Annotated in this window: 16 protein-coding genes; 11 read left to right on the top strand and 5 right to left on the bottom strand. The window is 64.5% G+C overall.

Features of this window, described 5'->3' with window-relative positions; all coding sequences use genetic code 11:
* Positions 1-28 precede the first annotated feature (28 nt).
* Positions 29-1,915, bottom strand: coding sequence for a polysaccharide biosynthesis protein (locus BW994_RS07000; RefSeq protein ID WP_029310987.1), 1,887 nt, complete (start codon positions 1,913-1,915; stop codon positions 29-31).
* Between the two features lie 267 nt (positions 1,916-2,182).
* Between BW994_RS07000 and putA the strand changes: the two genes are divergently transcribed.
* From putA to BW994_RS07045, 9 genes are all read left to right on the top strand, one after another.
* Entirely contained in the window at positions 2,183-5,866 is a 3,684-nt protein-coding gene (gene putA / locus BW994_RS07005; RefSeq protein WP_029310986.1) for a trifunctional transcriptional regulator/proline dehydrogenase/L-glutamate gamma-semialdehyde dehydrogenase, read from the top strand.
* A gap of 56 nt (positions 5,867-5,922) precedes the next feature.
* Positions 5,923-6,870, top strand: a complete 948-nt coding sequence (locus BW994_RS07010) for a LysR family transcriptional regulator (protein ID WP_051657191.1) — start codon at positions 5,923-5,925, stop codon at positions 6,868-6,870.
* 159 nt (positions 6,871-7,029) lie between these two features.
* A complete protein-coding gene (zapE, locus tag BW994_RS07015; RefSeq protein ID WP_029310984.1) occupies positions 7,030-8,184 on the top strand; it encodes a cell division protein ZapE in 1,155 nt (384 codons plus the stop codon).
* 127 nt (positions 8,185-8,311) lie between these two features.
* Positions 8,312-9,508 (top strand): ADP-forming succinate--CoA ligase subunit beta, encoded by a 1,197-nt coding sequence (gene sucC, locus BW994_RS07020; RefSeq protein WP_029310983.1) that lies wholly within the window; start codon positions 8,312-8,314, stop codon positions 9,506-9,508.
* On the top strand, positions 9,508-10,383 hold the full coding sequence (gene sucD / locus BW994_RS07025; protein WP_029310982.1) for a succinate--CoA ligase subunit alpha: 876 nt from the start codon (positions 9,508-9,510) through the stop codon (positions 10,381-10,383). The genes sucC and sucD overlap by 1 nt, the downstream gene beginning before the upstream one ends.
* 203 nt (positions 10,384-10,586) lie before the next feature.
* Positions 10,587-13,433, top strand: a complete 2,847-nt coding sequence (locus BW994_RS07030; RefSeq protein ID WP_029310981.1) for a 2-oxoglutarate dehydrogenase E1 component — start codon at positions 10,587-10,589, stop codon at positions 13,431-13,433.
* Between the two features lie 24 nt (positions 13,434-13,457).
* Positions 13,458-14,675, top strand: a complete 1,218-nt coding sequence (odhB, locus tag BW994_RS07035) for a 2-oxoglutarate dehydrogenase complex dihydrolipoyllysine-residue succinyltransferase (RefSeq protein ID WP_029310980.1) — start codon at positions 13,458-13,460, stop codon at positions 14,673-14,675.
* Between the two features lie 122 nt (positions 14,676-14,797).
* Entirely contained in the window at positions 14,798-16,189 is a 1,392-nt protein-coding gene (gene lpdA / locus BW994_RS07040; RefSeq protein WP_029310979.1) for a dihydrolipoyl dehydrogenase, read from the top strand.
* 219 nt (positions 16,190-16,408) lie between these two features.
* Entirely contained in the window at positions 16,409-18,043 is a 1,635-nt protein-coding gene (locus BW994_RS07045) for an ATP-binding protein (protein WP_051657190.1), read from the top strand.
* Between the two features lie 19 nt (positions 18,044-18,062).
* Here BW994_RS07045 and BW994_RS07050 read toward each other — a convergent pair whose 3' ends face one another.
* The 4 genes from BW994_RS07050 to BW994_RS07065 are packed head-to-tail and all read right to left on the bottom strand — an operon-like array spanning position 18,063 to position 20,987.
* Positions 18,063-19,079, bottom strand: coding sequence for a glycosyltransferase family 4 protein (locus BW994_RS07050; RefSeq protein ID WP_029310977.1), 1,017 nt, complete (start codon positions 19,077-19,079; stop codon positions 18,063-18,065).
* A 56-nt stretch (positions 19,080-19,135) separates the two neighbouring features.
* Positions 19,136-19,558: a hypothetical protein gene (locus BW994_RS07055; RefSeq protein WP_051657189.1), complete on the bottom strand. Its 423-nt coding sequence runs from the start codon at positions 19,556-19,558 to the stop codon at positions 19,136-19,138.
* Positions 19,555-19,893 (bottom strand): rod-binding protein, encoded by a 339-nt coding sequence (locus BW994_RS07060; RefSeq protein WP_035228212.1) that lies wholly within the window; start codon positions 19,891-19,893, stop codon positions 19,555-19,557. Before BW994_RS07060 ends, BW994_RS07055 begins: the two co-directional genes overlap by 4 nt.
* Positions 19,890-20,987, bottom strand: a complete 1,098-nt coding sequence (locus tag BW994_RS07065) for a flagellar basal body P-ring protein FlgI (RefSeq protein WP_051657199.1) — start codon at positions 20,985-20,987, stop codon at positions 19,890-19,892. Before BW994_RS07065 ends, BW994_RS07060 begins: the two co-directional genes overlap by 4 nt.
* A gap of 159 nt (positions 20,988-21,146) precedes the next feature.
* On the opposite strand from BW994_RS07065, the gene BW994_RS07070 reads away from it, so the two are divergent.
* A complete protein-coding gene (locus tag BW994_RS07070) occupies positions 21,147-21,539 on the top strand; it encodes a flagellar assembly protein FliX (RefSeq protein WP_029310973.1) in 393 nt (130 codons plus the stop codon).
* Between the two features lie 122 nt (positions 21,540-21,661).
* Positions 21,662-22,075, top strand: coding sequence for an RNA polymerase-binding protein DksA (gene dksA / locus BW994_RS07075; protein WP_175612098.1), 414 nt, complete (start codon positions 21,662-21,664; stop codon positions 22,073-22,075).
* The last annotated feature ends 13 nt before the right edge of the window (positions 22,076-22,088 follow it).

Consider the following 22,088-nt stretch of genomic DNA (forward strand, 5'->3'; position numbering starts at 1 on the left):
CGGGAATCGGGCCGCCGGCGCGTGTTTTTCAGCCGCGCGCCTGCGCTGCGTCCGGGCTGAATTCCGGGATCAGGCGCCGCAACAAGGCAATTCCCGCCGCGGCATCGCCCCGGTCGACGATGGCGCCGACCTCGTCGAGCGCGCGGCCGATGATCGCGGCATCGGCGACGCGGGGTGCGGCCATCAGCAGGCCGGGGAATGCGGTTTCGATCGGTTTTTCAGCGCCGTGGAACAATTCCTCGAACAGTTTTTCGCCGGGCCGCAGACCGGTGAATTGCACCGCGACATCGAGATCGACGCGCAACCCGGCGAGGCGGATCATTTGCCGTGCGAGATCGACGATTTTGACCGGCTCGCCCATATCGAGCACGAAAATGCCGCCGCCATCGACCGGCAGCGCCGCGCCGGACGCGCCGACCACGGAGGCCTGCAACACCAGCGAGACCGCTTCGCGCACCGTCATGAAATAGCGCCGCATGTCCGGGTGGGTGACGGTCAGCGGGCCGCCGCGCGCCAATTGGCGGCGAAACAGCGGCACCACCGAGCCGGTCGAGCCGAGCACGTTGCCGAAGCGTACCGTGACGATCTTCATCGATTTGCGCTGGCGGGCCGCGACATCGAGCCCCTGGGCATACATTTCGGCGAGCCGCTTCGAGGCACCCATCACCGATGATGGATTGACGGCTTTGTCGGTCGAGATGAGCACCATCAGCGCGGCGCCGGACGCGCGGGCGGCGTCCGCCACGTTGCGGGTGCCGAGCGCATTGGTCGCGATGCCTTCCAGCGGGTTCGCCTCGACCATCGGCACGTGTTTCAGGGCGGCGGCATGGAACACCAGCTCCGGCCGCACCCGGGCGCAGACCTGCTCGATGCGGGGCCGGTCGCGCACATCCGCGATGATCGCTTCACGCGCGAGCACAGGGAAGGATTCGGAGATTTCCAGCTCGATCTGCCAGAGGGCGAATTCGCTGGAATCGAGCAGCACCAGCAGCGCCGGGCCGAACGCCGCGACCTGGCGCACCAGTTCCGAGCCGATCGAGCCGCCGGCGCCGGTGATCAACACGCGCTGCCCCTGGATCAGCCGGGCCATGCCTTCGCGATCGAGCGCCACTTGCGGGCGGTTCAGTAAATCCTCGATCGCGATCGGGCGCAGCGAGGTCTCGCCCGCCAGCGTGGGGGCCAGCGCCGTCGGGCTCGGCGCGCGGGCGACGCGCAGGCCCCGCGCTTCGGCCGCCGCCATGATGGCGCGCAGATCGGCACCGATGATCTCGCCGCTCGCGACGATCAGCAGCGATGGCACCTGATCGGCCGTGGCCAGGCGATCGAGCACGCCATCGAGCTCGGCCACGGTGCCGAGGATCGGGACGTTGTGAATCCGCCGGCCGGTTTCGCGACCCGAGACCGAGAGCAACCCGACCACCAGCAGGCGCCGCTTCGCTTCACGCGCCAGGGCGGCCAGGAACAGTTCCGCGCCCTCGCCATCGCCCAGCAGCAGGGCGCGTTCGGCATCGTTGTCGGGGATTTCGCGGGGGGCGCGGGCGATGCGGTAGAGCAGGCGCGGCGCGGTCAGGCCGAGGGCGAAGGTGAGGACCAGCAACACCGGGAAACTGGCCGATGGCAGCGGCGCGCCGACGCCGACCAGCAGCAGGATGATCAGGATCGCGGCGAGGGCGGCGATGGCGCCGATCGCGGTGAGGTCGGGCAGGGAGGTGAAGCGCCAATGCTGGCGCGCGAGGCCGAACGGCACGCCGATCAGCCAGATCGCGGCCGTGCCGGCCAGCGGCAAGGCTGCGGGATTGGGCAGCGGGTGCGCCGGGTTGGCCAGCCAGCCGGCGGCGATGACCGCGAGGGCGGCCAGCAAACCGTCGAGGGCGAAATTCACCGCGATGCGGAACTGGCTGCGACCGAAGATCATGATGGGGGTGCTTAGCTTAAACCGGTTGGTTCGTCATTGGGTGGGTTGTGAGGAAGGTTAAGGGGAAGGGGAAGGCTTCTTTTTTGGAAAAAAGAAGCAAAAAACTTTCTGACCCTGGGGCACGGGCGTTTGAAGCGGCACGGGCCTAAATTAACAAAGTTTTTTTTGCTTCTTTTTTGTTCACAAAAAAGAAGACTCTTGCCGCGCCTTTTCTATATGGTTAACCCTGACATCCAGAGCGGTTAACCCAAAGAACGGAGCGGCGCGATGGCAGTCTCGACCATGGGCGTGAAACTGGACGACGATGTGCGCGCCCGCCTGCGCAGCATGGCCGAAGCGCAGGGTCGGACGCCGCATCATTTGATGAAGCAGGTGATCATGGCGGGTCTGGAGCGGCTGGAACGCGGTGAGGCGCTCGATGCCGGGCCGGCCGGCGTGCGGTTTCTGGAGTTCGCGCAGGATGTGCAGCCGCAGACCGTGCTGCGCGCGGCCATTACCGCGGCTTATCGCCGGCCGGAACCCGAAGCGGTGGCCGCGCTGATCGATGCCGCGACGTTGAGCCCGGAACGGGAGACGCAGGCGCGGGACACGGCGCGCACACTCGTCACCACGCTGCGCGCGCGGCGCAGTGCCGGCCTGGTCGAGACGTTGCTGCAGGAATACGCTTTGTCCAGCCAGGAGGGCGTTGCGCTGATGTGCCTGGCGGAGGCGCTGCTGCGAATTCCCGATGCGGCGACGCGGGATCGGCTGATCCGCGACAAGATCGGCGGCGGCAACTGGCGCACGCATATCGGTGAAAGCCCGTCGCTGTTCGTCAATGCCGCGACCTGGGGGTTGTTGTTGACCGGCAAGCTTACCGCGACCGCGAGCGAAACCGGGCTGGGCTCGGCGTTGAGCAGGCTGCTGGCGCGCGGTGGCGAGCCGATCGTGCGGCACGGGGTGAATATCGCGATGCGGCTGATGGGCGAGCAATTCGTGATGGGCCAGACCATCGCCGAAGCGCTCGCCAATGCGCGCAAGCGTGAGGCGCGCGGGTTTTTGTATTCATACGACATGCTGGGCGAGGCCGCGCTGACGGCGGCGGACGCGGCGCGCTACTATAGGGATTACGAACAGGCGATCCACGCGATCGGCACGGCTTCGGGCGGCCGCGGGCTGTATCGGGGTCCGGGCATTTCGATCAAGCTGTCGGCGCTGCATCCGCGGTATGGCCGGGCGCAGCGCGCGCGGGTGATGAACGAACTCGGGCCAAGGCTTGCGGCGCTGGCGCTGCTGGCGCGGCGCTATGACATCGGCCTGAACATCGACGCCGAAGAGGCCGACCGGCTCGACCTTTCGCTCGATCTGCTGGAGATGCTGTGTTTCGAGCGCGGGCTCGCCGGCTGGAACGGCATCGGGTTCGTGGTGCAGGCGTATCAGAAGCGCGCGCCTTTCGTGATCGATCATCTGATCGATCTGGCGCGCCGGAGTGGCCATCGGCTGATGGTGCGGCTGGTCAAGGGTGCTTATTGGGATTCCGAGATCAAGCGGGCGCAGATGGAGGGGCTGGAGGATTTTCCGGTCTATACGCGCAAGATCCATACCGATCTTTCCTACCTCGCCTGCGCGCGCAAGATGCTCGGCGCGGCGAGCGATATTTTTCCGCAGTTCGCGACCCATAATGCGCTGACGCTCGCTAGTATTCATGCGATGGCGGGGGGTGATTTCACGGTCGGGCAGTACGAGTTCCAGTGCCTGCACGGCATGGGCGAGGCGTTGTATGACGAGGTTGTCGGGGCCGGGAAGCTCGGCGTGCCGTGCCGGATCTATGCGCCGGTCGGCACGCATGAGACGCTGCTCGCCTATCTGGTGCGCCGCCTGCTGGAAAACGGCGCCAATACATCGTTTGTCAACAAACTCGCCGATCAGCGGGTGCGGATCGAGGAATTGTTGGCCGACCCGGTGACGCAGGCGCGGCAGATCGTGCCGCTCGGTTCGCCGCATGATAAGATCGCTGCACCCGGGGCGTTGTTCGGCGCCGTGCGGCGCAATGCGGCGGGGCTTGACCTGTCCAACGAGCAGCGGCTTGGCTCGTTGTCGTCCGCGTTGCTTGCGAGCCTCGATACCGTCTGGCGCGCCGCACCCGATGCGGCGGCGGCGGATGATGCCGAGCGCGCCATTCGCAATCCGGCCGATTTCACCGATCAACCGGGCTGCGTGATCGATTCGAGCGCAGCCGCGATCGAGGCGGCTCTGGTGCAAGCCAGCCTCGCCGCGCCGATCTGGCAGGTGACCCCGCCGGACCAGCGTGCGCAATGCCTGCTGCGGGCTGCGGATTTGCTGGAACAGGGGCTCGGGCATCTGATCGGGTTGATCGTGCGCGAGGCCGGCAAGACGATTCCGGCGGCGATCGGCGAGGTGCGCGAGGCGGTCGATTTTCTGCGCTATTATGCGGCGGAGATCAGTGACGGGTTCGATAACGCCACCCATCGGCCGCTCGGCATTGTCGCGGCGATCAGCCCTTGGAATTTTCCACTCGCGATTTTCATTGGTCAGGTGGCGGCAGCGCTTGCCGCCGGCAATGTCGTGCTCGCCAAACCGGCCGAGGAAACGCCGCTGATCGCAGCCGAAGCGGTGCGGTTGCTGCGTGCCGCCGGCGTGCCGGCGGGCGCGGTTGCGCTGCTGCCGGGCGATGGCGCGGTGGGTGCTGCGCTGGTCGCGGATGCGCGGGTGCGCGGCGTGATGTTCACCGGCTCGACGGCGGTGGCGCGGGCGATCCAGGCGACGCTTGCGCAGCGGCTCGACCCCGCGGGGCGGCCGATTCCGCTGATCGCGGAGACCGGCGGCCAGAACGCCATGCTGGTGGATTCCTCGGCACTGCTCGAACAGGCGGTGGGCGATATCATTGCCTCCGCCTTCGATTCGGCCGGGCAGCGCTGCTCGGCCTTGCGGATTCTGCTGGTGCAGGACGACATCGCCGATGCGCTGCTCACCATGCTGAAAGGGGCGATGGCCGAACTGACGATCGGCAACCCGGACCGTTTGGCGAGCGACATCGGCCCGGTGATCGGCGAGGCGGCGCGGGCGACGATTTTGGCGCATATCGCTGCCATGGCGCGGCGCGGCTTTCCCTGTTTTTCGGCACAATTGCCCGGCGAGGCCACGGGCGGCTGGTTTGTTGCGCCCACGCTGATCGAAATTCCCGACCCCGCCGTGCTGGAGGCCGAAGTGTTCGGCCCGGTGCTGCATGTGGTGCGGTTTGCCGCCGCCGCGCGGGATGGGATGATCGATGCGGTAAATGCGCTCGGCTATGGCCTGACCTTTGGCATTCACAGCCGGATCGATGAGACGATCGCACAGGTGACCGGGCGGATCGTTGCCGGGAACCTGTACGTCAACCGCAACATCATCGGCGCCGTCGTCGGTGTGCAGCCGTTCGGCGGTCATGGCCTGTCCGGCACCGGACCCAAGGCGGGCGGGCCGCTCTATCTGCGGCGGCTGCTGGCGGTGCGCCCGCGCTTCGATGCTGGATCGACCCGATCGCGCGAATTGCCCGGTCCGGTGGGTGAGCAGAACCTGTATCGGCTGCGGCCGCGCGGCATCGTGCTGTGCCGCGCGGCGACGGCGGCGGGTGCGGCACGCCAGATCGCTTGCTGCCTTGCTACCGGTACGATCCCGCTGGTGCTGTGCGATGAGGCGCTCGATGCGGAACACGCCGCGCGGGCGCGCCTGGCCGACCCTGCCCATCCGCTCGATGCGGCGATTGCGGCGGTGCTGTTCGAGGGCGATGCCGGGACCCTGAGCGTTTTGCAGCGCGAGGTTGCGGCGCGCCCGGGGGCGATCGTGCCGATTTTTGTATGCGGTGAGGCGGCGGGCGATGATTATCCGCTCGAATTCCTGTTCGCCGAACAATCGATCAGCACCAACACCGCCGCCGCCGGCGGTAACGCGAGCCTGATGACGATCGGGTAGGATCAGCCGCTGCGTTCGTCGTTGTCGGGCTGGGGCGAGTCTGTGCATGATGGCGCATGACGTTGGAGCAGTTGCGGATTTTCACGGTGGTGGCGCAGCACGAGCATGTGACTCGCGGGGCGGAGGTGCTGGGGATGACGCAGTCGGCGGCCTCGGGCGCGATTGCGGCGTTGGAGCGCGAGTTCGGCACCAAGCTGTTCCACCGGGTCGGGCGCGGGATTGTACTGACCGAGGGCGGGCGGTTGCTGGCGGCGGAGGCGGCGGGGGTTCTGGCACGGGCGGAATCGGCGGCCTTGGCGATGCGCGAGTTCACCGGGCTGGCGCGCGGGCGGCTCGCGGTGATGGCGAGCCAGACGATTGCGGGGCATTTGTTGCCGGCGCGGCTGGTTGCGTTTCATCGGGCGTATCCGGGGGTGGCGCTGGCGGTATCGGTTGGTAATTCGGCGCAGGTGATCGGGGCGATTTTGCAGGGGCGGATCGAGCTTGGGTTCATCGAGGGGCCGCGCGATGATGTGACGGAACCCAACCTTGCGACCGAACTGATCGCGACCGATCCGCTGGTGATGATTGTCAGCCCCGCGCATCCCTGGGCGTCGCGCGAGGGGTTGAATGCTGATGATCTGGCCACCGGGCAGTGGGTGGTGCGCGAGGATGGCTCGGGCACCAGGGCAGTATTTTTCAGGGCGCTGGAGTCGCTCGGCGTGGCGCGGGAGCGGGTTGATATCGTGATCGAGTTGCCGTCGAACGAGGCGATCATGGCGGCGACGGTGGCGGGGGCGGGGCCGACGATCGTTTCGGCGCTGGTCTGCCAGAGCGAGATTGCGGCGGGTACCGTGGTGCGTGTGCCGGTGAGCTTGCCGCCGCGGGCGTTTTTTGCGGTGCAGCATGTCGACCGATATCGGTCGCGGGCGGTGGCGGCGTTTTTGGGGATTTTACGGGGGTGGGAGGCGGGGAGGGAAGAGTCTTCTTTTTTTGAAAAAAAAGAAGCAAAAAAACTTTCTTGAGCTGGGTTGGTGCTGGTGAAAACGGCTGCGCGCTATCGCAACAAAAGTTTTTTGTTTCTTTTTTTCAAAAAAGAAATGCTTGCCTTGCGATCCTGCCATCCCTGAAATTACCCGCGGATATGTTGCGCTGCGGCATGAAAAAGCGTAGCGACGCGGCTCATGCTCGATCAAGTCACAGAGCGGCGCGCAGACGATGTGATGTCGGCCTATCGTGCCCGTATCGATGCCGGCGCGATCCTGCCGGACCCGGTGCAGCGCCGCGCGGCTGAGCGGCTGCACGAGTTGTGGGGGCGGTTGCGCGGCTATGATCCGCACCCGAAGGCACCGCCGAACGGCTGGCTGGGCCGGCTGCTGAACAAGAAGCGGGTGGATGAGGTGCCGGACGATTATCCTTCGGGCCTGTATCTGGTCGGCGATGTCGGGCGCGGCAAATCGATGCTGATGGACATGTTTTTCGATGCCGCCGCGGTGCCGCGCAAGCGGCGGGTGCATTTTCATGAGTTCATGCAGGAAACCCACGCAAGGCTGCATCGGCTGCGGACCGAGGCGCCCGAGTCGGATGCGATGACGACGCTGGCCGAAATCATCGCGGCCGAGTCGGTGCTGCTGTGTTTCGATGAGTTCCAGGTGCATGACATCGGTGATGCGATGATGCTGGCCCGGCTGTTCGAGGCGTTGTTTGCCCGCGCGGTGGTGGTGGTTGCGACCTCGAACACGCTGCCGGACGATTTGTACAAGAACAAGCCTGGGTATGAGAACTTCAAGCCCTTCATCGCGCTGCTGAAGCGGCATCTCGACGTGTTGGTGCTGGATGGCGGCAAGGATTACCGCCGCGCGCGTGTGCGCGGCGTGCGGAATTGGTACGTGCCGGCGGACCGCCGCGCGGAGCGGATGCTCGATGAATTGTTCGCGCGCCTGACCGATGGCGCGGCCCCGAAACCGGAGGCGCTGACCGTGTTCGGACGCAAATTGCCGGTGCCGCTGGCGGCCAACGGTGTCGCGCGGTTCGATTTCTCGGCTTTGTGCGCGCAGGCGCTGGGGTCGGGCGATTACCTGGCGCTGGCGACGCATTATGACACTGTGCTGATCGATGCGATTCCCGCGCTGTCGCCCGATAATTTCGACGAGGCGCGGCGGTTCATCACGCTGATCGATGCGCTGTATGAGCATCGGGTCAAGCTGTACGCCTCGGCGGCGGCGGAACCGGCGCAGCTTTATACATCCGGCGAGGGGGTTTCGATTTTCGAGCGCACGGTTTCGCGGCTCGAGGAAATGCGCAGCGAGGCGTATTTCGCGCTCGCGCATCTGCAGTGAGCATGCCCGGTTGCACGGCGCGGCGGCTTGGTCTAGGCCGCTCTCCGACGGGTCCAAGGCATGAGCAGATATAACGACCGGCGAATGTTTTTTGATGACAGGCGAATGACCACCGTACAGGAATCCCATGAACATACATGAATATCAGGCCAAGGAACTTCTGAAATCCTATGGCGTCGCGGTGCTGGACGGGCATGTTGCCTGGAGTGGCGAGGAGGCGGCCGAGGCGGCGGCGAAACTGCCCGGACCGGTTTATGTCGTGAAATCGCAGATCCACGCCGGCGGGCGCGGTGCGGGGCATTTCAAGGATGATCCCGAGGGCAAGGGCGGCGTGCGACTGGCGAAATCGGCCGATGAGGTGAACGCGGCGGCCGAGGCGATGCTGGGGCATACGCTGATCACCAAGCAGACCGGTCCGGCCGGGCGCGTGGTGCGGCGGGTGTATGTCGAGGCCGGGTGCGACATCAAGCGCGAGTTGTATTTGTCGCTGCTGGTCGATCGTTCGGTGTCGGAAGTGGTCATCATGGCCTCGACCGAGGGCGGCATGGAGATCGAGGAAGTCGCCGAGCATCATCCGGAAAAGATCATGCGCGTCGCGGTCGATCCGGCGAGCGGGATTTCCAGTTTTCATGCGCGCAAGCTGGCGTTCGGCTTGGGGCTGGATGCGACGCAGCAGAAATCCTTCGCGAAATTCGTGGCCGCCATGTACAAGGCGTTCATCGCACTCGATTGCGCGATTGTGGAGATCAACCCGCTGGTGGTGACCGGTTCGGGCGAGATTGTCGCACTCGATGCCAAGGTGACGTTCGACGACAACGCGCTGTATCGGCATCCCGATCTCGAAAAGCTGCGCGACGAGGCCGAGGAGGACCCCAAGGAACTCGAAGCGGCCAAGCACAGTCTGAATTATGTGGCGCTGGAAGGCTCGATCGGGTGCATGGTCAACGGCGCCGGACTGGCGATGGCGACGATGGATATCATCAAGCTGTATGGCGCGGAGCCGGCCAATTTTCTGGATGTCGGCGGCGGTGCGACCAAGGAGCGGGTAACCGCGGCGTTCAAGATCATTCTGTCCGATCCGAACGTGGAGGGTATTCTGGTCAATATTTTCGGCGGCATCATGCGCTGCGACGTGATCGCCGAGGGTGTGGTGGCGGCGGCGCGCGAGGTTTCGCTCTCGGTGCCGCTGGTGGTGCGGCTCGAAGGCACCAATGTGCAACTCGGCAAGGACATATTGTCGAAATCCGGCCTGCCGATCATCGCGGCCGACAACCTGGCTGACGCCGCGCAGAAGATTGTGGCCGCCGTGAAGGAGGCCGCATAATGGCTATTCTGGTCAATGCCGAAACCCGCGTGATCACCCAAGGGTTCACCGGGGCGCAGGGCACGTTCCATTCCGAGCAGGCGATTGCCTATGGCACCAAGGTGATGGGCGGCGTGACGCCGGGCAAGGGCGGCACGCGGCACCTGGATTTGCCGGTGTTCGACACCGTGGCCGAGGCGAAACACGCGACGCAGGCCGATGCCAGCGCGATTTACGTGCCGCCGCCGTTTGCGGCCGATGCGATTCTCGAAGCGATCGATGCCGAAATCGGCCTGATCGTGTGCATCACCGAGGGCATTCCGGTGCTCGACATGGTGCGGGTGCATCGGGCGCTGTCCGGCTCGAAATCGATCCTGGTCGGGCCGAACTGCCCGGGCGTGATCACGCCGGATGCGTGCAAAATCGGGATCATGCCCGGTCATATCCACCGGCGCGGCAAGATCGGCATCGTCTCGCGCTCGGGGACGCTGACCTATGAGGCGGTGGCGCAGACCACGGCGGCGGGGCTTGGCCAGTCGAGCTGTGTCGGGATCGGCGGCGATCCGGTCAAGGGACTCGATTTCATTGAGGTTTTGGAAATGTTTCTGGCCGATGATGAAACCGAGGCGGTGATCATGATCGGTGAAATCGGTGGCCAGAGTGAGATCGATGCGGCGGAGTTTCTGGCACGTCACCGGGTGAAGAAGCCGGTGGTCGGGTTCATTGCCGGTGTCACGGCACCGCCGGGGCGGCGCATGGGCCATGCCGGTGCGGTGATTTCGGGTGGGCGGGACACCGCGGGTGCCAAGATCGAGGCGATGAAGCTGGCGGGTATTCATGTGGCCGACAGCCCAGCCTCGCTCGGTTCGACCATGGTGAAGGCGTTGCGGGCATAATGGACCGCAGGCTGGATGATTGATTAACTTTTCGGCGAAACTGCCGATACATGCGCCGCAAGCATCCCTGCACAGTGAAGCAGCGGTGCAAGCGGCGCGGTAAGTGACCTATGTCTATCCGCTCATGTATGCCCAACACATGACGGGTTCCGCTTTCGGGCGGGTCTAATGCGGCGGACCGATTTCGGTTGAAGGAAGTTGATATGGCGGGTGTCGATATTTTAGCCACGGCGATGAACGGCGGTAACGCGGCCTTCATCGCCAATCTTTATGCGCGCTGGGTGAGCGCGCCGGACAGTGTCGATCCGGATTTTGCGGCATTGTTCGCATCGCTCGGCGACGAGGCAAAATCGGTGCTCAGCGACGCGGTCGGTGCGTCATGGGCGCCGCGGCCGAATGATTTCACGACGGTACCGACGACCGCGGAGACAGGATCCGCACCGGTGTCGCGCCAGGCGACGATCGATTCGATCCGCGCGTTGATGTTCATCCGCGCCTATCGCGTGCGCGGGCATCTTGAGGCTGATCTGGACCCGCTGGGGTTGAAACGGCCTGGACATCATCCGGAACTCGACCCTGCAAGCTACGGGTTTACCGAGGCCGACATGGATCGGCCGATCTTCATCGACATGGTGCTCGGCCGCGAGACCGCGACGATGCGCGAGATCATCGGTATTCTGCGCGAGAGCTATTGCGGCAAGATCGCCGTGGAATTCATGCATATTCAGGACCCGGAGCAGAAATCCTGGATCCAGCGCCGCATCGAAGGCGCGCCCTGGCGCAACGCGCTGTCGCCTGAGGGCAAGCGCAAGGTGTTGCAGCACCTGACCGAGGCGGAAGGGTTCGAAACCTTCTGCCAGCGCCGCTATGTCGGGACCAAGCGGTTCGGTCTCGAAGGGGCGGAGAGCACGATTCCGGCGCTGCACCGGATTATCGAGACCGCGGCGCGTGACGGGGTTTCGGAAATCGCGATCGGCATGCCGCATCGCGGCCGGTTGAACACGCTGGTCAATATCGTCAAGAAACCGTTCACCGCGCTGTTCTCCGAATTCGGCGGCGAGAGCTTCAAGCCGGATGCGGTGCAGGGTTCCGGCGACGTGAAATATCATCTCGGCACGTCGACCGACGTGTCGATCGATGGTCAGCAGGTGCATTTATCGCTGCAGCCGAACCCTTCGCATCTCGAAGCGGTCGATCCCGTCGTGGTCGGCAAGGTGCGCGCGCGGCAGGATATGGCGGGCGATACCAGCGGCCGGCGCTCTGTGATGGGCGTACTGATGCATGGCGATGCGGCGTTTGCCGGCCAGGGGCTGGTGTATGAAACGCTCGCGATGAGCCAGCTGATCGGCTACCGGACCGGTGGCACCATTCACATTGTCGTCAACAACCAGATCGGCTTCACCACGGTGCCGGCCCATGCGTATTCGGGCCTGTATTGCACCGATGTGGCGAAATCGGTGCAGTCGCCGATTTTGCATGTGAACGGGGATGACCCCGAAGCGGTGGTTTTTGTAGCACAGCTGGCGACCGAGTTCCGCCAGCAATTCGCGGTGGACGTGGTGATCGACCTGGTCTGCTATCGCCGCCATGGCCATAACGAGACCGATGAGCCGGCATTCACCCAACCGCTGATGTATCAGGCGATCCGGGCGCGCAAGACGACGCGCACACTGTATGCCGAGCGTCTGGCCGCCGAGGGTTCGGTGAGCACCGCCGAGTCCGACAAGATGCATCAGGATTTCGTCGCCACGCTTGAGGACGCCTACAAGGCGGCCTCCGGCTACAAGCCGAATAAGGCAGATTGGCTGGAAGGCCATTGGGCGGGGCTGAATTCATCGCGCGACGAGGATGGCGAGACCGAGGAACCGACCGCGATTTCGCTCGAAAATCTGCGCGCGATCGGTCATGCACTGGCGACGCCGCCGGAAAATTTCGACCTCAACCCCAAAATAATCCGCCAGCTTGAGGCCAAGCGCGAGGCGATCGAGACCGGGGCCGGGATCGACTGGGCGACCGGCGAGGCGCTGGGCTTCGGCTCGCTGCTGCTCGAAGGTCATCGGGTGCGGCTGTCCGGCGAGGATTGCCAGCGCGGCACGTTCAGCCAGCGCCATGCCGTGCTGGTCGATCAGTCGAACCAGCATGAATACGTGCCGCTGAACAACATTCGCGACGATCAGGCGAAGATCGAGATTTTCAACTCGCTGCTGTCCGAAGCGGGTGTGCTCGGGTTCGAATATGGCTATTCGGTCGCCGATCCGCGCACGCTGGTGCTGTGGGAAGGCCAGTTCGGCGATTTTGCCAATGGCGCGCAGGTGATCATCGATCAGTTCATCGCGGCCGGTGAGAGCAAATGGCTGCGCATGTCCGGCCTGACGATGCTGTTGCCACACGGTTATGAAGGGCAGGGGCCGGAGCATTCATCGGCGCGGCCGGAGCGGTTTTTGCAATTATGCGCCGAGAACAACATGGCGGTGTGCAACATCACCACGCCGGCAAATTATTTCCACGCGCTGCGCCGCCAGCTCAAGCGCAATTTCCGCAAGCCGCTGATCATCATGACGCCGAAATCGCTGCTGCGGCACAAGCTGGCGGTCTCGACGCTCGATGAGATGAGCAACGGCTCGGCGTTCCGCACCGTGATTGCCGAGATCGATGCGATCGGGTCGGCCGAGCAGGTCAGGCGCGTGGTGATCTGTTCGGGTAAGGTCTATTACGATCTGCTGGCCGAACGGCGTGATCGCGGCATTGCGGACGTGGCGATCGTGCGGTTGGAGCAATTCTATCCGTTCCCGAAAAAGGCGCTGAAAGCCGCGATCGAAATGTATGGCAATGCCGAGATCGTCTGGTGTCAGGAGGAGCCCGAGAACATGGGCGGCTGGCATTTCGTCGACCGGCGGATCGAGCACGTGCTCGAATGCCTGGGCGATGGGATGAAGGCGAAGCGGCCGGTCTATGTCGGGCGCACATCGGCGGCGAGCCCGGCGACGGGTCTTGCCAAAACGCATGCTGCCGAACAGGCGGCTCTGGTCAAGCAGGCACTCGGCGTCTGATACGCCGACAGGAGAGGCAGAAGTATGTCCACCGAAATCAAGGTCCCGACTCTGGGCGAAAGCGTCACGACCGCGACGGTTGCGCGCTGGATTAAAAAAGTCGGCGAGCGGGTCGAGCGGGACGAGGCGATCGTCGAGCTTGAAACCGACAAGGTGACGGTGGAGGTCAATGCCCCGGCGGCCGGTACGATCGAGGCGATTGCGGCGGATGAGGGGGCGGAGGTCGAAGTTGGCGCGCTGCTCGGCACGATCGGTGCCGGTGATGGTGCGGCTGCCGCGCCTGCCAAGGCCGAGCCGAAGCCCGCGGCCAACCCGCCGGCCGGCGTGACCGCGCCGCCGCCGCCGTCTGGCCCGGTTGCCCGCAGCGGCCACGCGCCGATGCCGGCGGCCCAGAAAATGATGACCGAGACCAAGGTTGCGCCGGCCCAGATCGATGGTTCGGGCAAGGATGGCAGGATCACCAAGGGCGACGTGATCGCGTTTCTCGACAAGCCGGCCGAAAAGCCGGTTGCGGCACCGAAGGCGCCCCGTACCGAGGATGTGCGCGAGGAGCGGGTGAAAATGACCCGTCTGCGCCGCACCATCGCGGCGCGGCTGAAGGAGGCGCAGAACAACGCCGCCATGCTGACCACGTTCAACGAGGTCGACATGGGGGCGGTGATGGCGCTGCGTTCGGAATACAAGGACGCGTTCGAGAAGAAGCACAAGGGTGTGCGCCTTGGTTTCATGAGCTTTTTCGTCAAGGCGTGCGTTGCCGCGCTGCGCGAGTTTCCGGCGGTCAATGCCGAGATCGACGGTGACGAAATTGTCTACAAGAACTTCGTGAACATGGGCATTGCCGTCAGCAGCCCGAACGGGCTGGTGGTGCCGGTGCTGCGCGATGCGGATCAGATGAGTTTTCCGCAGATCGAGGCGGCGATTGCCGGGTTCGGCAAGCGGGCGCGCGATGGGGCGCTGAAGCTCGATGAGCTTTCGGGTGGTACGTTCTCGATCACCAACGGCGGCGTGTTCGGCTCGTTGATGTCGACGCCGATCTTGAACCCGCCGCAATCGGCGATCATGGGGATGCACAAGATCCAGGATCGGCCGATGGCGATCGGCGGCAAGGTGGAAATCCGGCCGATGATGTATCTGGCGGTCTCTTATGATCACCGGATCATCGATGGGCGCGAGGCGGTTTCGTTCCTGGTGCGGGTGAAGGAGAGCATCGAGGATCCGCGCCGGCTGATGCTGGAGATCTAGCCCGACGATCGCTCGTGAGCATCGTGCCTCGGCAAAGGCCATCCCGGGGCACGAGCTGAACTAATAAAAGTTTTTTGGTTCTTTTTTACAAAAAAGAACTGCTTCCTAAAGGATTTCACCTAATGCCAGACCAGTTCGACCTCATCGTCATCGGCGCCGGCCCCGGCGGTTACGTGTGCGCCATCCGGGCCGCCCAGCTGGGGATGAAGGTTGCCTGCGTCGAGAAGCGGGCGACGCTGGGGGGAACATGCCTGAATGTCGGGTGCATTCCCTCGAAGGCGTTGCTGCAATCCTCGGAGAATTATCATGCGCTGCTGCATGGGTTCGCGCAGCATGGGGTGATGGCCAAGGAGGTTTCGTTCGACCTGCCGACAATGATGGGGCACAAGGACGAGGTGGTCGGCGCCAATACCAAGGGCGTCGAGTTTTTGTTCAAGAAGAACAGGATCACCTGGCTGAAGGGGGCGGCAGCGTTCAAGTCCGCCGATATGATTACTGTTGAAGGCGTTGATTATACGGCAAAACATATCGTCATCGCGACCGGTAGCGAGAGCGTGCCGCTGCCTGGTGTGGAGATCGATGAGGTCAGCATCGTCACCTCGACTGGCGCGATCGCGCTGGCGTCGGTGCCGAAGCATCTGGTGGTGATCGGTGGTGGCTATATCGGGCTGGAACTCGGCAGCGTCTGGCGCCGGCTGGGGGCCGAGGTGACGGTGGTCGAATATCTCGACCGTCTGGTGCCGACGATGGATGGCGAGATCGCGACCAGTTTTCAGAAAATTCTGACCAAGCTCGGCATGAAGTTCAAGCTGGGCACCAAGGTGACCGGTGCAACCAAGACCGATGCCGGCGTGACTCTGATGCTTGAACCGGCCAAGGGCGGGGCGGCGGAAACGCTGCAATCCGATGTCGTGCTGGTCGCGATCGGCCGGCGGGCGCATACCGAGGGGCTGGGGCTGGATGGTGTCGGCGTTGCGACCGATGAGCGCGGCCGGGTCAAGACCGACGGGCATTTCGCCACCAATGTCAAAGGCATTTACGCGATCGGCGATGTGATCGCCGGGGCGATGCTGGCCCACAAGGCCGAGGAAGAGGGCGTTGCGCTGGCGGAATTGCTGGCGGGGCAGGCCGGGCATGTCAACTATGGGGCGATCCCCGGCGTGGTGTACACATGGCCGGAGGTTGCCTCGGTCGGCAAGACCGAGGAAGAGCTCAAGGCCGAGGGCGTGGCGTACAAGAGCGGCAAGTTTCCGTTCATGGCGAACGGGCGCGCGCGCGCGATGGGCGACACTGACGGTTTCGTCAAAATCCTGTCCGACAAGACGACCGACCAGGTGCTGGGCGCGCATATCATCGGGCCCGATGCCGGCACGATGATCGCGGAGCTGGTGCTGGCGATGGAGTTCGGCGCTTCGGCCGAGGATATCGCCCGGACCAGCCACGCCCATCCGACGCTGAACGAGGCGGTGAAAGAGGCGGCGCTCGCGGTTGATGGGCGGGCTCTGCATATTTGAGCCAGCTTGCGCGATCGGCGACGCGCTGCGCGATAAATTTCTGGCTGTCCTTCAACCGTCCTCTTGCATCGACCGGGTGAAATCACCAAAAGTTAATCTACTGGGAATGATTTCTGGTATGAGCCTGAGCAGGCTGCGTGACTTGTCTCAGGCCATTGGCGTCTCAGCATGGATCGGACCGTCAGGTGCAGCTTTGTTGCGAATCTGGACCGCCACAACATGGATCATAGCCAACTTACGCCGGGCTCCGATACGCGCAGCCTGATCAGCGCGTTCGATTGGGGCGCGACGGTGTTGGGTGCGCGCCATGATTGGCCGGCCGCGCGTTGCTGCGCCGTCGATTTGGCGTTGCGGTCACACGCCCCGATTGCCCTGCTCCTGGGGTCTACCGGGATTCTGGTCTATAACGACGCTTACGCGGCGCTGATCGGTACGCGGCATCCGCGGGCGCTCGGCATGGCCGTGGCGGACGCGTTTCCGGAATACGCATCGTTCTGCCGGTCGGTGATCGAGCGCGTCGGCCGGGGCGAGGCGGTGCTGTTGTCTGACTCCGCGCTTGGCACGGCTGAACTGGCGGCGGCGCAGCGGTGCGGGATCGATATCAGCTATACGCCGATCATGGCAGACGGGAACCGCGTCGATGGCGTGTTCGCGGTGATCATGGCAACGACCGCGCGCGTGCGCGAGCGTGAGGGCATCGCGTCCGGCTTGCGCCAGAGCGAGAAAATGGCGGCGATCGGTCAGTTGACCGGCGGGATTGCCCATGACTTCAATAATTTATTGGCCGGTATTATCGGCAATCTCGATATGCTCACGACGCGTCTGGCGCAGCGTGATCTGACATCGGCGGAATCCTATTTGGCCGGGGCGCGCAGTGCCGCCAGCCGGGCTGCGGGGCTGACGCAACGGCTGCTGGCGTTTTCGGGCAGGCAATCCCTGATGCCGACGGTGATCGACATCCCAGGGTTCCTGCTCGACATCGAGGAATTGCTCAGCCACACGGTCGGCCCGGCGATCGAACTGCGGACGCGGTGCGACCCTGCGGTCGGCACCGCGGTCTGTGACCATCATCAGCTGGAAAACGCGCTGCTCAATCTGGCGATCAACGCGCGTGACGCGATGCCGGACGGCGGACGCCTGACGATCGAGGCGTGTAACCGGACGCTCGATATACCAGGTGCCGGTGCTGCCCACACGGCCGGAGCGTATGTCGTGGTATCGGTGATGGACACCGGTTGCGGCATGACCGAGGACGTGGCGGCGCGGGCGTTCGATCCGTTCTTTACCACCAGGAAGGGCGGCCAGGGCACCGGGCTTGGCCTGTCGATGATTTACGGTTTTCTCAAACAATCCGGCGGTCACGTCGAATTACAGAGCCGGCCGGGCATGGGGACGATCGTCCGCCTGTTCATTCCACGTGAAACCGCTACCGATGCGATCGACGGGGCGGATTCCGCCACGCAGGCGCCGCAGCGCGGGGCCGAGGGCGTCATTTTGGTCGTGGACGATGAGCCCGATTTGCGCGCGCTGCTGGCCGAAATGCTCGAGGGGCTCGGCTTTTCGGTGGTGCAGGCGCCCGATGCCGCGGCGGCGCTCGACGTGCTGTCCGCATCCGGGCGGATTGATCTGCTGATTTCCGACATCGGGTTACGTGGGGCGATGGACGGGCGCTGCCTGGTCGATGCGGCGCATGCGCTGCGGCCGGGGTTGCCGGTGCTGTTCATCACCGGGCTGAGTGCCGGGAGCGATGCCGCCCGTGTCGTGACCGGGCCGCGGGTCGAACTGTTGAGAAAACCGTTTTCCTTCAGCGCGTTCGAAGACCGCGTCGAACGGCTGCTGGAGCGCGTGGCATGACGCGCGGGTGCCTGGACGGTCAGTGCGCGATGATGTCGCGCAGCGCCGCGGCCTGATCCGGCCATTCCGGTAGCGTGCGGGCGTGGGCCCAGGCGATGCCGCCCATTTCGGCGCGCAGCGCAGGGCTGAAGATCAGCCGGCGGAGCGCTTTTGCGAGTTGGGCGACATCATCGACCGGGGCGACGATTCCGGCACCGGTTGCAACGAGGCTGCCGGCGGCACCGCCATCGGTGATGGCGACGGGCAGGCCACGCGCCATCGCTTCGGCGATCACCATGCCGAAGCCTTCGAATCGGGTTGCCAGGGCGAATAGATCGGCGCGCGCCCAAGCGGTATCGAGGGCAGCACCTTCGAGTGCGCCGTGTCGCTCTACCCGGCCGGACAGGCCGGCTTGCTCGATCAGCGTATCGAGGCTGTGAGCATAGGTTTCATCGCGCGGTTCGCCTGCCAGGATCAGACGCCAGTCGAGGTCGGTGAGGGTCGCGAGGGCTTTCAGCAGGACATCATGGCCTTTGCGATAGGTGAGGGTCGCAAGGGACAGAATGGTGCAGGGCGCGCCGAACGGCGCATCGGCATCGATCGGGCGGCGGGTCTGGTGATCGGTGCCGGGGACCAGAACATGCAGCCGGTTGGCTGGTACGCCGAATTCCTGGGTAAGGCGCTCCGCGATCGGCGCGCTGGCCGCGATGACTTTGCGGAAACCGGGCAACACGGACAGTTCGAGCGCCTTGAGCGCGCGGCGGCGCGGCTCGGGCGTGCCAGGTTCCAGCGCCGTTGGGTGATGGATCAGGGCGACGGCTCCGCGTGCCTGCAGCGCGGGGATGATGGCCTCCGCGTATTCGAACGCGGCACCTTCGACGATGATCGAGGCTGATGGATCGAACCGCTCGGCGAAATCGGGCGCAGGTGGTGACGCCAAGGCAATCACCTCGGCGGTGCCGCCCATGTCGTTCCAGGCGGCGAGCAGGCGGCGATGGTAGAACGATGCGCCGGAGACGGATTCGAACGGCGCGATCGTGATCAGAATGAGACGCATGAGATTGGCCATGCCATAGCGCGCCGACAGTGACCAGAGATTGGCCGCTTGGGCGGTTATGCACGCAGCGTCAGCGCGACCGGCGCTGTATTCCGGTGGGATGATTCGGCACCGTTGTGGCCAGGATAATGGCCGTCGAGCGGTTCAGGGTCGATCGCTTGCAGGATGGTCGCGATGACGCGTTGCTGCGTGTCGATCGAGCGGCGCAGCAACAGGCGGTTCTGCTCGATCGCGCTGTCCAGCCGGCGGTGCAGCGCCTCCGGCATCAGGCGTGGCGAGGGCGGTTGATGATGGGTGAGGCTTTCGAGCGAAACGATCGCAAGGCGTTTGGCATCGGCGAGCGCGCCGCTGGCACCGAAATCCGATTGGCGCAATGCTTTGTTTTCCGCCTCAAGCACTGTGGTGAGGGTGGTCACCGCATCGAGCAGCGGTGAGGGTTCCGGTGGCGGGACGATTTTGGCGGGGGATTTGGTGATCATTTTTTGACTCCTGTCGACATGCGGAACGCCGGTGCGGGGCCCTGTTTTGCCTGTTCGCCGGCCAAGGTGGTTTCGATCATCGGCGTGAGGCCGAGGCCGCCGCGCGCTTCCATCGATTTGGCGATGGCATCGATCAGGAAGGGCTGAAACTGTCGAGCGGCGGTGCCGCCGCCGAACGGGGCATCGGCCTTGCCCATGGTCTCGAAGATCGGTTTCAGAAACTGGGCGATCGCCATGGCTTCGAATTTCTGCGCGGTAGCATCCGTCGTGCGCGCTGCCGGGATCGTGCGGGTCGCCGGCGGCAGGATCGGGACCGATCCGATGGTACCGCTCATTGCACGATCAACTGGGCTTGCAGCGCGCCGGCCGCCTTGATCGCCTGGAGAATGCTGATCATGTCGTGGGGTGCGACCCCGAGGGAGTTCAGCCCGCTGACCAACTGGCGCAGACTGACGCTGCCTTTGACGATTGCCATTTTCTTGCCTTTGCCTTTCTTGACCGAGATTGTGGTTTGCGCGGTCGCAACCGTCTGCCCGTTGGAGAGCGGGCCCGGTTGGCTGACCACCGGCGTGTTGGTGACCTGCACGGTCAGATTGCCCTGCGCGATGGCGACCGTGCTGATCCGCACATCCGCCCCCATCACGATGGTGCCGGTGGCTTCATCGACCACGACCGTCGCCGGTGAGGACGGCTCCACTTTCAGATCCTCGATCGCGGCCAGGTCGCTGACGACGTTGCGGCCTTTCAGGTCGAGCGTAATGGTTCGCGGATCGTCCATCGTGGCGATGCCAGGCCCCAGATCGGTGTTGATCGCGTCCGCGATTCGTTCGGCGGTGGTGAAATCGGGGTTGCGCAATTCGAGTTTCGGATCGGTCTGGGTGGCGAGGGTGAAATTGACCGACCGCTCGACGATGGCACCGTTGGTGATGCGGCCGACCGTCGGCACGCCTTGGGTGAAGGAGGAATTGGCACCGCTCGCCTTGATCGCGCCGGTGACCAGCGAGCCCTGCGCCACGGCATAGACCTGGCCATCCGCGCCCAGCAGCGGGGTGACCAGCAAGGTGCCGCCGGTGAGGTCCTTTGCATCGCCCAGGGCTGAAACGGTGACGTCGATCTGTTCGCCGCTGTGGGAAAACGCCGGCAGATTGGCCGTCACCATGACCGCGGCGATATCCTTGGTTTGCAGGCTGGCGGCTTGATCTTCGGTGTTGACGCCCAGGCGTTCGAGCATGCCGATCAGCGACTGGCGGGTAAAGATCGCGTTGTTGAGCGAATCGCCGGTGCCGTTGAGCCCCACCACCAGCCCGTAGCCGATCAATTGGTTATCGCGGATGCCTTGGATATCCGTGATGTCCTTGATACGGACCTGCGCCCGCGCCGTGCCGATGCTGGCAAGGGGCAATATGGCCAACACGCCGGCGATGACCATCAGGCCGAAGCGCCGCAGGATCGGCCGGGATGGGGCGGGCTGCGATGATACGATTGTGCTCACAAATCCGGTTATCGCAGTAAAAAGTTAATACTTTGCAGCTAAACATGCGTTCGTCGGCAAAATTGCAAAACGCGCAAAACGCTTCGAGGAGTTGGCATGACACGGGTTTCAGCATTGTCCGGGGTCGCTCCGGTCCGGTCCGGCGGCACGGCCGCCAGAGCCGCCAACGCCGGTTTCACGCCGCGCCAGCCCGCCACGGCATCGGCGGGCCCGGTGTCGGCGGTCATTCCGGCCGGGCTGATCGCGCTGCAGGAGGATACCTGCCCGCAGCACCGCGACCGCTCGGCACGGCGCGGCGGCGAGCGCGTGCTCGGCGCCCTGGGCGCCATCCAGATCGCCACCCTGAGCGAGGATGGCGGTGCCGCGCTCGCCGCGCTGAACGACGCCATCGCGACCATGACCGAGCCTGCCGACCCGGTTTTGCGCCAGATCATTGTGGCAATCCGGCTGCGCGCCAAGGTGGAACTTGCGCGGCGTGACCAAATATGACGGCTCGGTGAATTGCCGCAGCATGGCTCTTGGCGTCAGGCAGGGCCGAAGCTATAAGCCGCCTGCGCGCGGCCGATGGCGACCCCCGGCTGGCCGACTCGTTGGAGAGACTCATAATCATGCTGATCACTCTCGCCCCGGATTATGTACCGAGTGACGATGAAGAATTCATGAATCCGATGCAGGTCGAGTATTTTCGCCAACGGCTGCTACGCTGGCGGCACGATCTGCTGATGGAAGCGAACGGCACCCTCGCCAGTCTTTCGGAGGGCGGTATTCTGGAGCCCGACATCACCGATCGGGCCAGCGTCGAAACCGACCGCGCGCTTGAGTTACGCACCCGCGACCGCGCGCGCAAGCTGATCGGCAAGATCGATCAGGCAATGGCGCGGATCGAAGGCGGCACCTACGGCTATTGCGAGGAAACCGGCGAGCCGATCGGCTTGAAACGCCTGATGGCACGGCCGATCGCCACATTGTCGATCGAGGCGCAGGAACGTCACGAGCGTCAGGAACGCATCCAGCGCGACGACTGATGCCGGAGCGTGG

The sequence above is a fragment of the Acidiphilium rubrum genome, from assembly GCF_900156265.1.
Lineage (GTDB): Bacteria > Pseudomonadota > Alphaproteobacteria > Acetobacterales > Acetobacteraceae > Acidiphilium > Acidiphilium rubrum.

What these genes read in the sequence shown, in the direction of transcription:
- BW994_RS07065 (WP_051657199.1), bottom strand. Translation starts at nt 20,987, where the DNA reads ATGGTCATCGCCGGCGTGTTGGCCATATTGCCCCTTGCCAGCATCGGC.
- odhB (WP_029310980.1), top strand. Translation starts at nt 13,458, where the DNA reads ATGTCCACCGAAATCAAGGTCCCGACTCTGGGCGAAAGCGTCACGACC.
- BW994_RS07070 (WP_029310973.1), top strand. Translation starts at nt 21,147, where the DNA reads ATGACACGGGTTTCAGCATTGTCCGGGGTCGCTCCGGTCCGGTCCGGC.
- zapE (WP_029310984.1), top strand. Translation starts at nt 7,030, where the DNA reads ATGCTCGATCAAGTCACAGAGCGGCGCGCAGACGATGTGATGTCGGCC.
- BW994_RS07060 (WP_035228212.1), bottom strand. Translation starts at nt 19,893, where the DNA reads ATGAGCGGTACCATCGGATCGGTCCCGATCCTGCCGCCGGCGACCCGC.
- lpdA (WP_029310979.1), top strand. Translation starts at nt 14,798, where the DNA reads ATGCCAGACCAGTTCGACCTCATCGTCATCGGCGCCGGCCCCGGCGGT.
- BW994_RS07000 (WP_029310987.1), bottom strand. Translation starts at nt 1,915, where the DNA reads ATGATCTTCGGTCGCAGCCAGTTCCGCATCGCGGTGAATTTCGCCCTC.
- BW994_RS07045 (WP_051657190.1), top strand. Translation starts at nt 16,409, where the DNA reads ATGGATCATAGCCAACTTACGCCGGGCTCCGATACGCGCAGCCTGATC.
- sucC (WP_029310983.1), top strand. Translation starts at nt 8,312, where the DNA reads ATGAACATACATGAATATCAGGCCAAGGAACTTCTGAAATCCTATGGC.
- BW994_RS07010 (WP_051657191.1), top strand. Translation starts at nt 5,923, where the DNA reads ATGACGTTGGAGCAGTTGCGGATTTTCACGGTGGTGGCGCAGCACGAG.
- putA (WP_029310986.1), top strand. Translation starts at nt 2,183, where the DNA reads ATGGCAGTCTCGACCATGGGCGTGAAACTGGACGACGATGTGCGCGCC.
- BW994_RS07055 (WP_051657189.1), bottom strand. Translation starts at nt 19,558, where the DNA reads ATGATCACCAAATCCCCCGCCAAAATCGTCCCGCCACCGGAACCCTCA.
- sucD (WP_029310982.1), top strand. Translation starts at nt 9,508, where the DNA reads ATGGCTATTCTGGTCAATGCCGAAACCCGCGTGATCACCCAAGGGTTC.
- BW994_RS07050 (WP_029310977.1), bottom strand. Translation starts at nt 19,079, where the DNA reads ATGCGTCTCATTCTGATCACGATCGCGCCGTTCGAATCCGTCTCCGGC.
- BW994_RS07030 (WP_029310981.1), top strand. Translation starts at nt 10,587, where the DNA reads ATGGCGGGTGTCGATATTTTAGCCACGGCGATGAACGGCGGTAACGCG.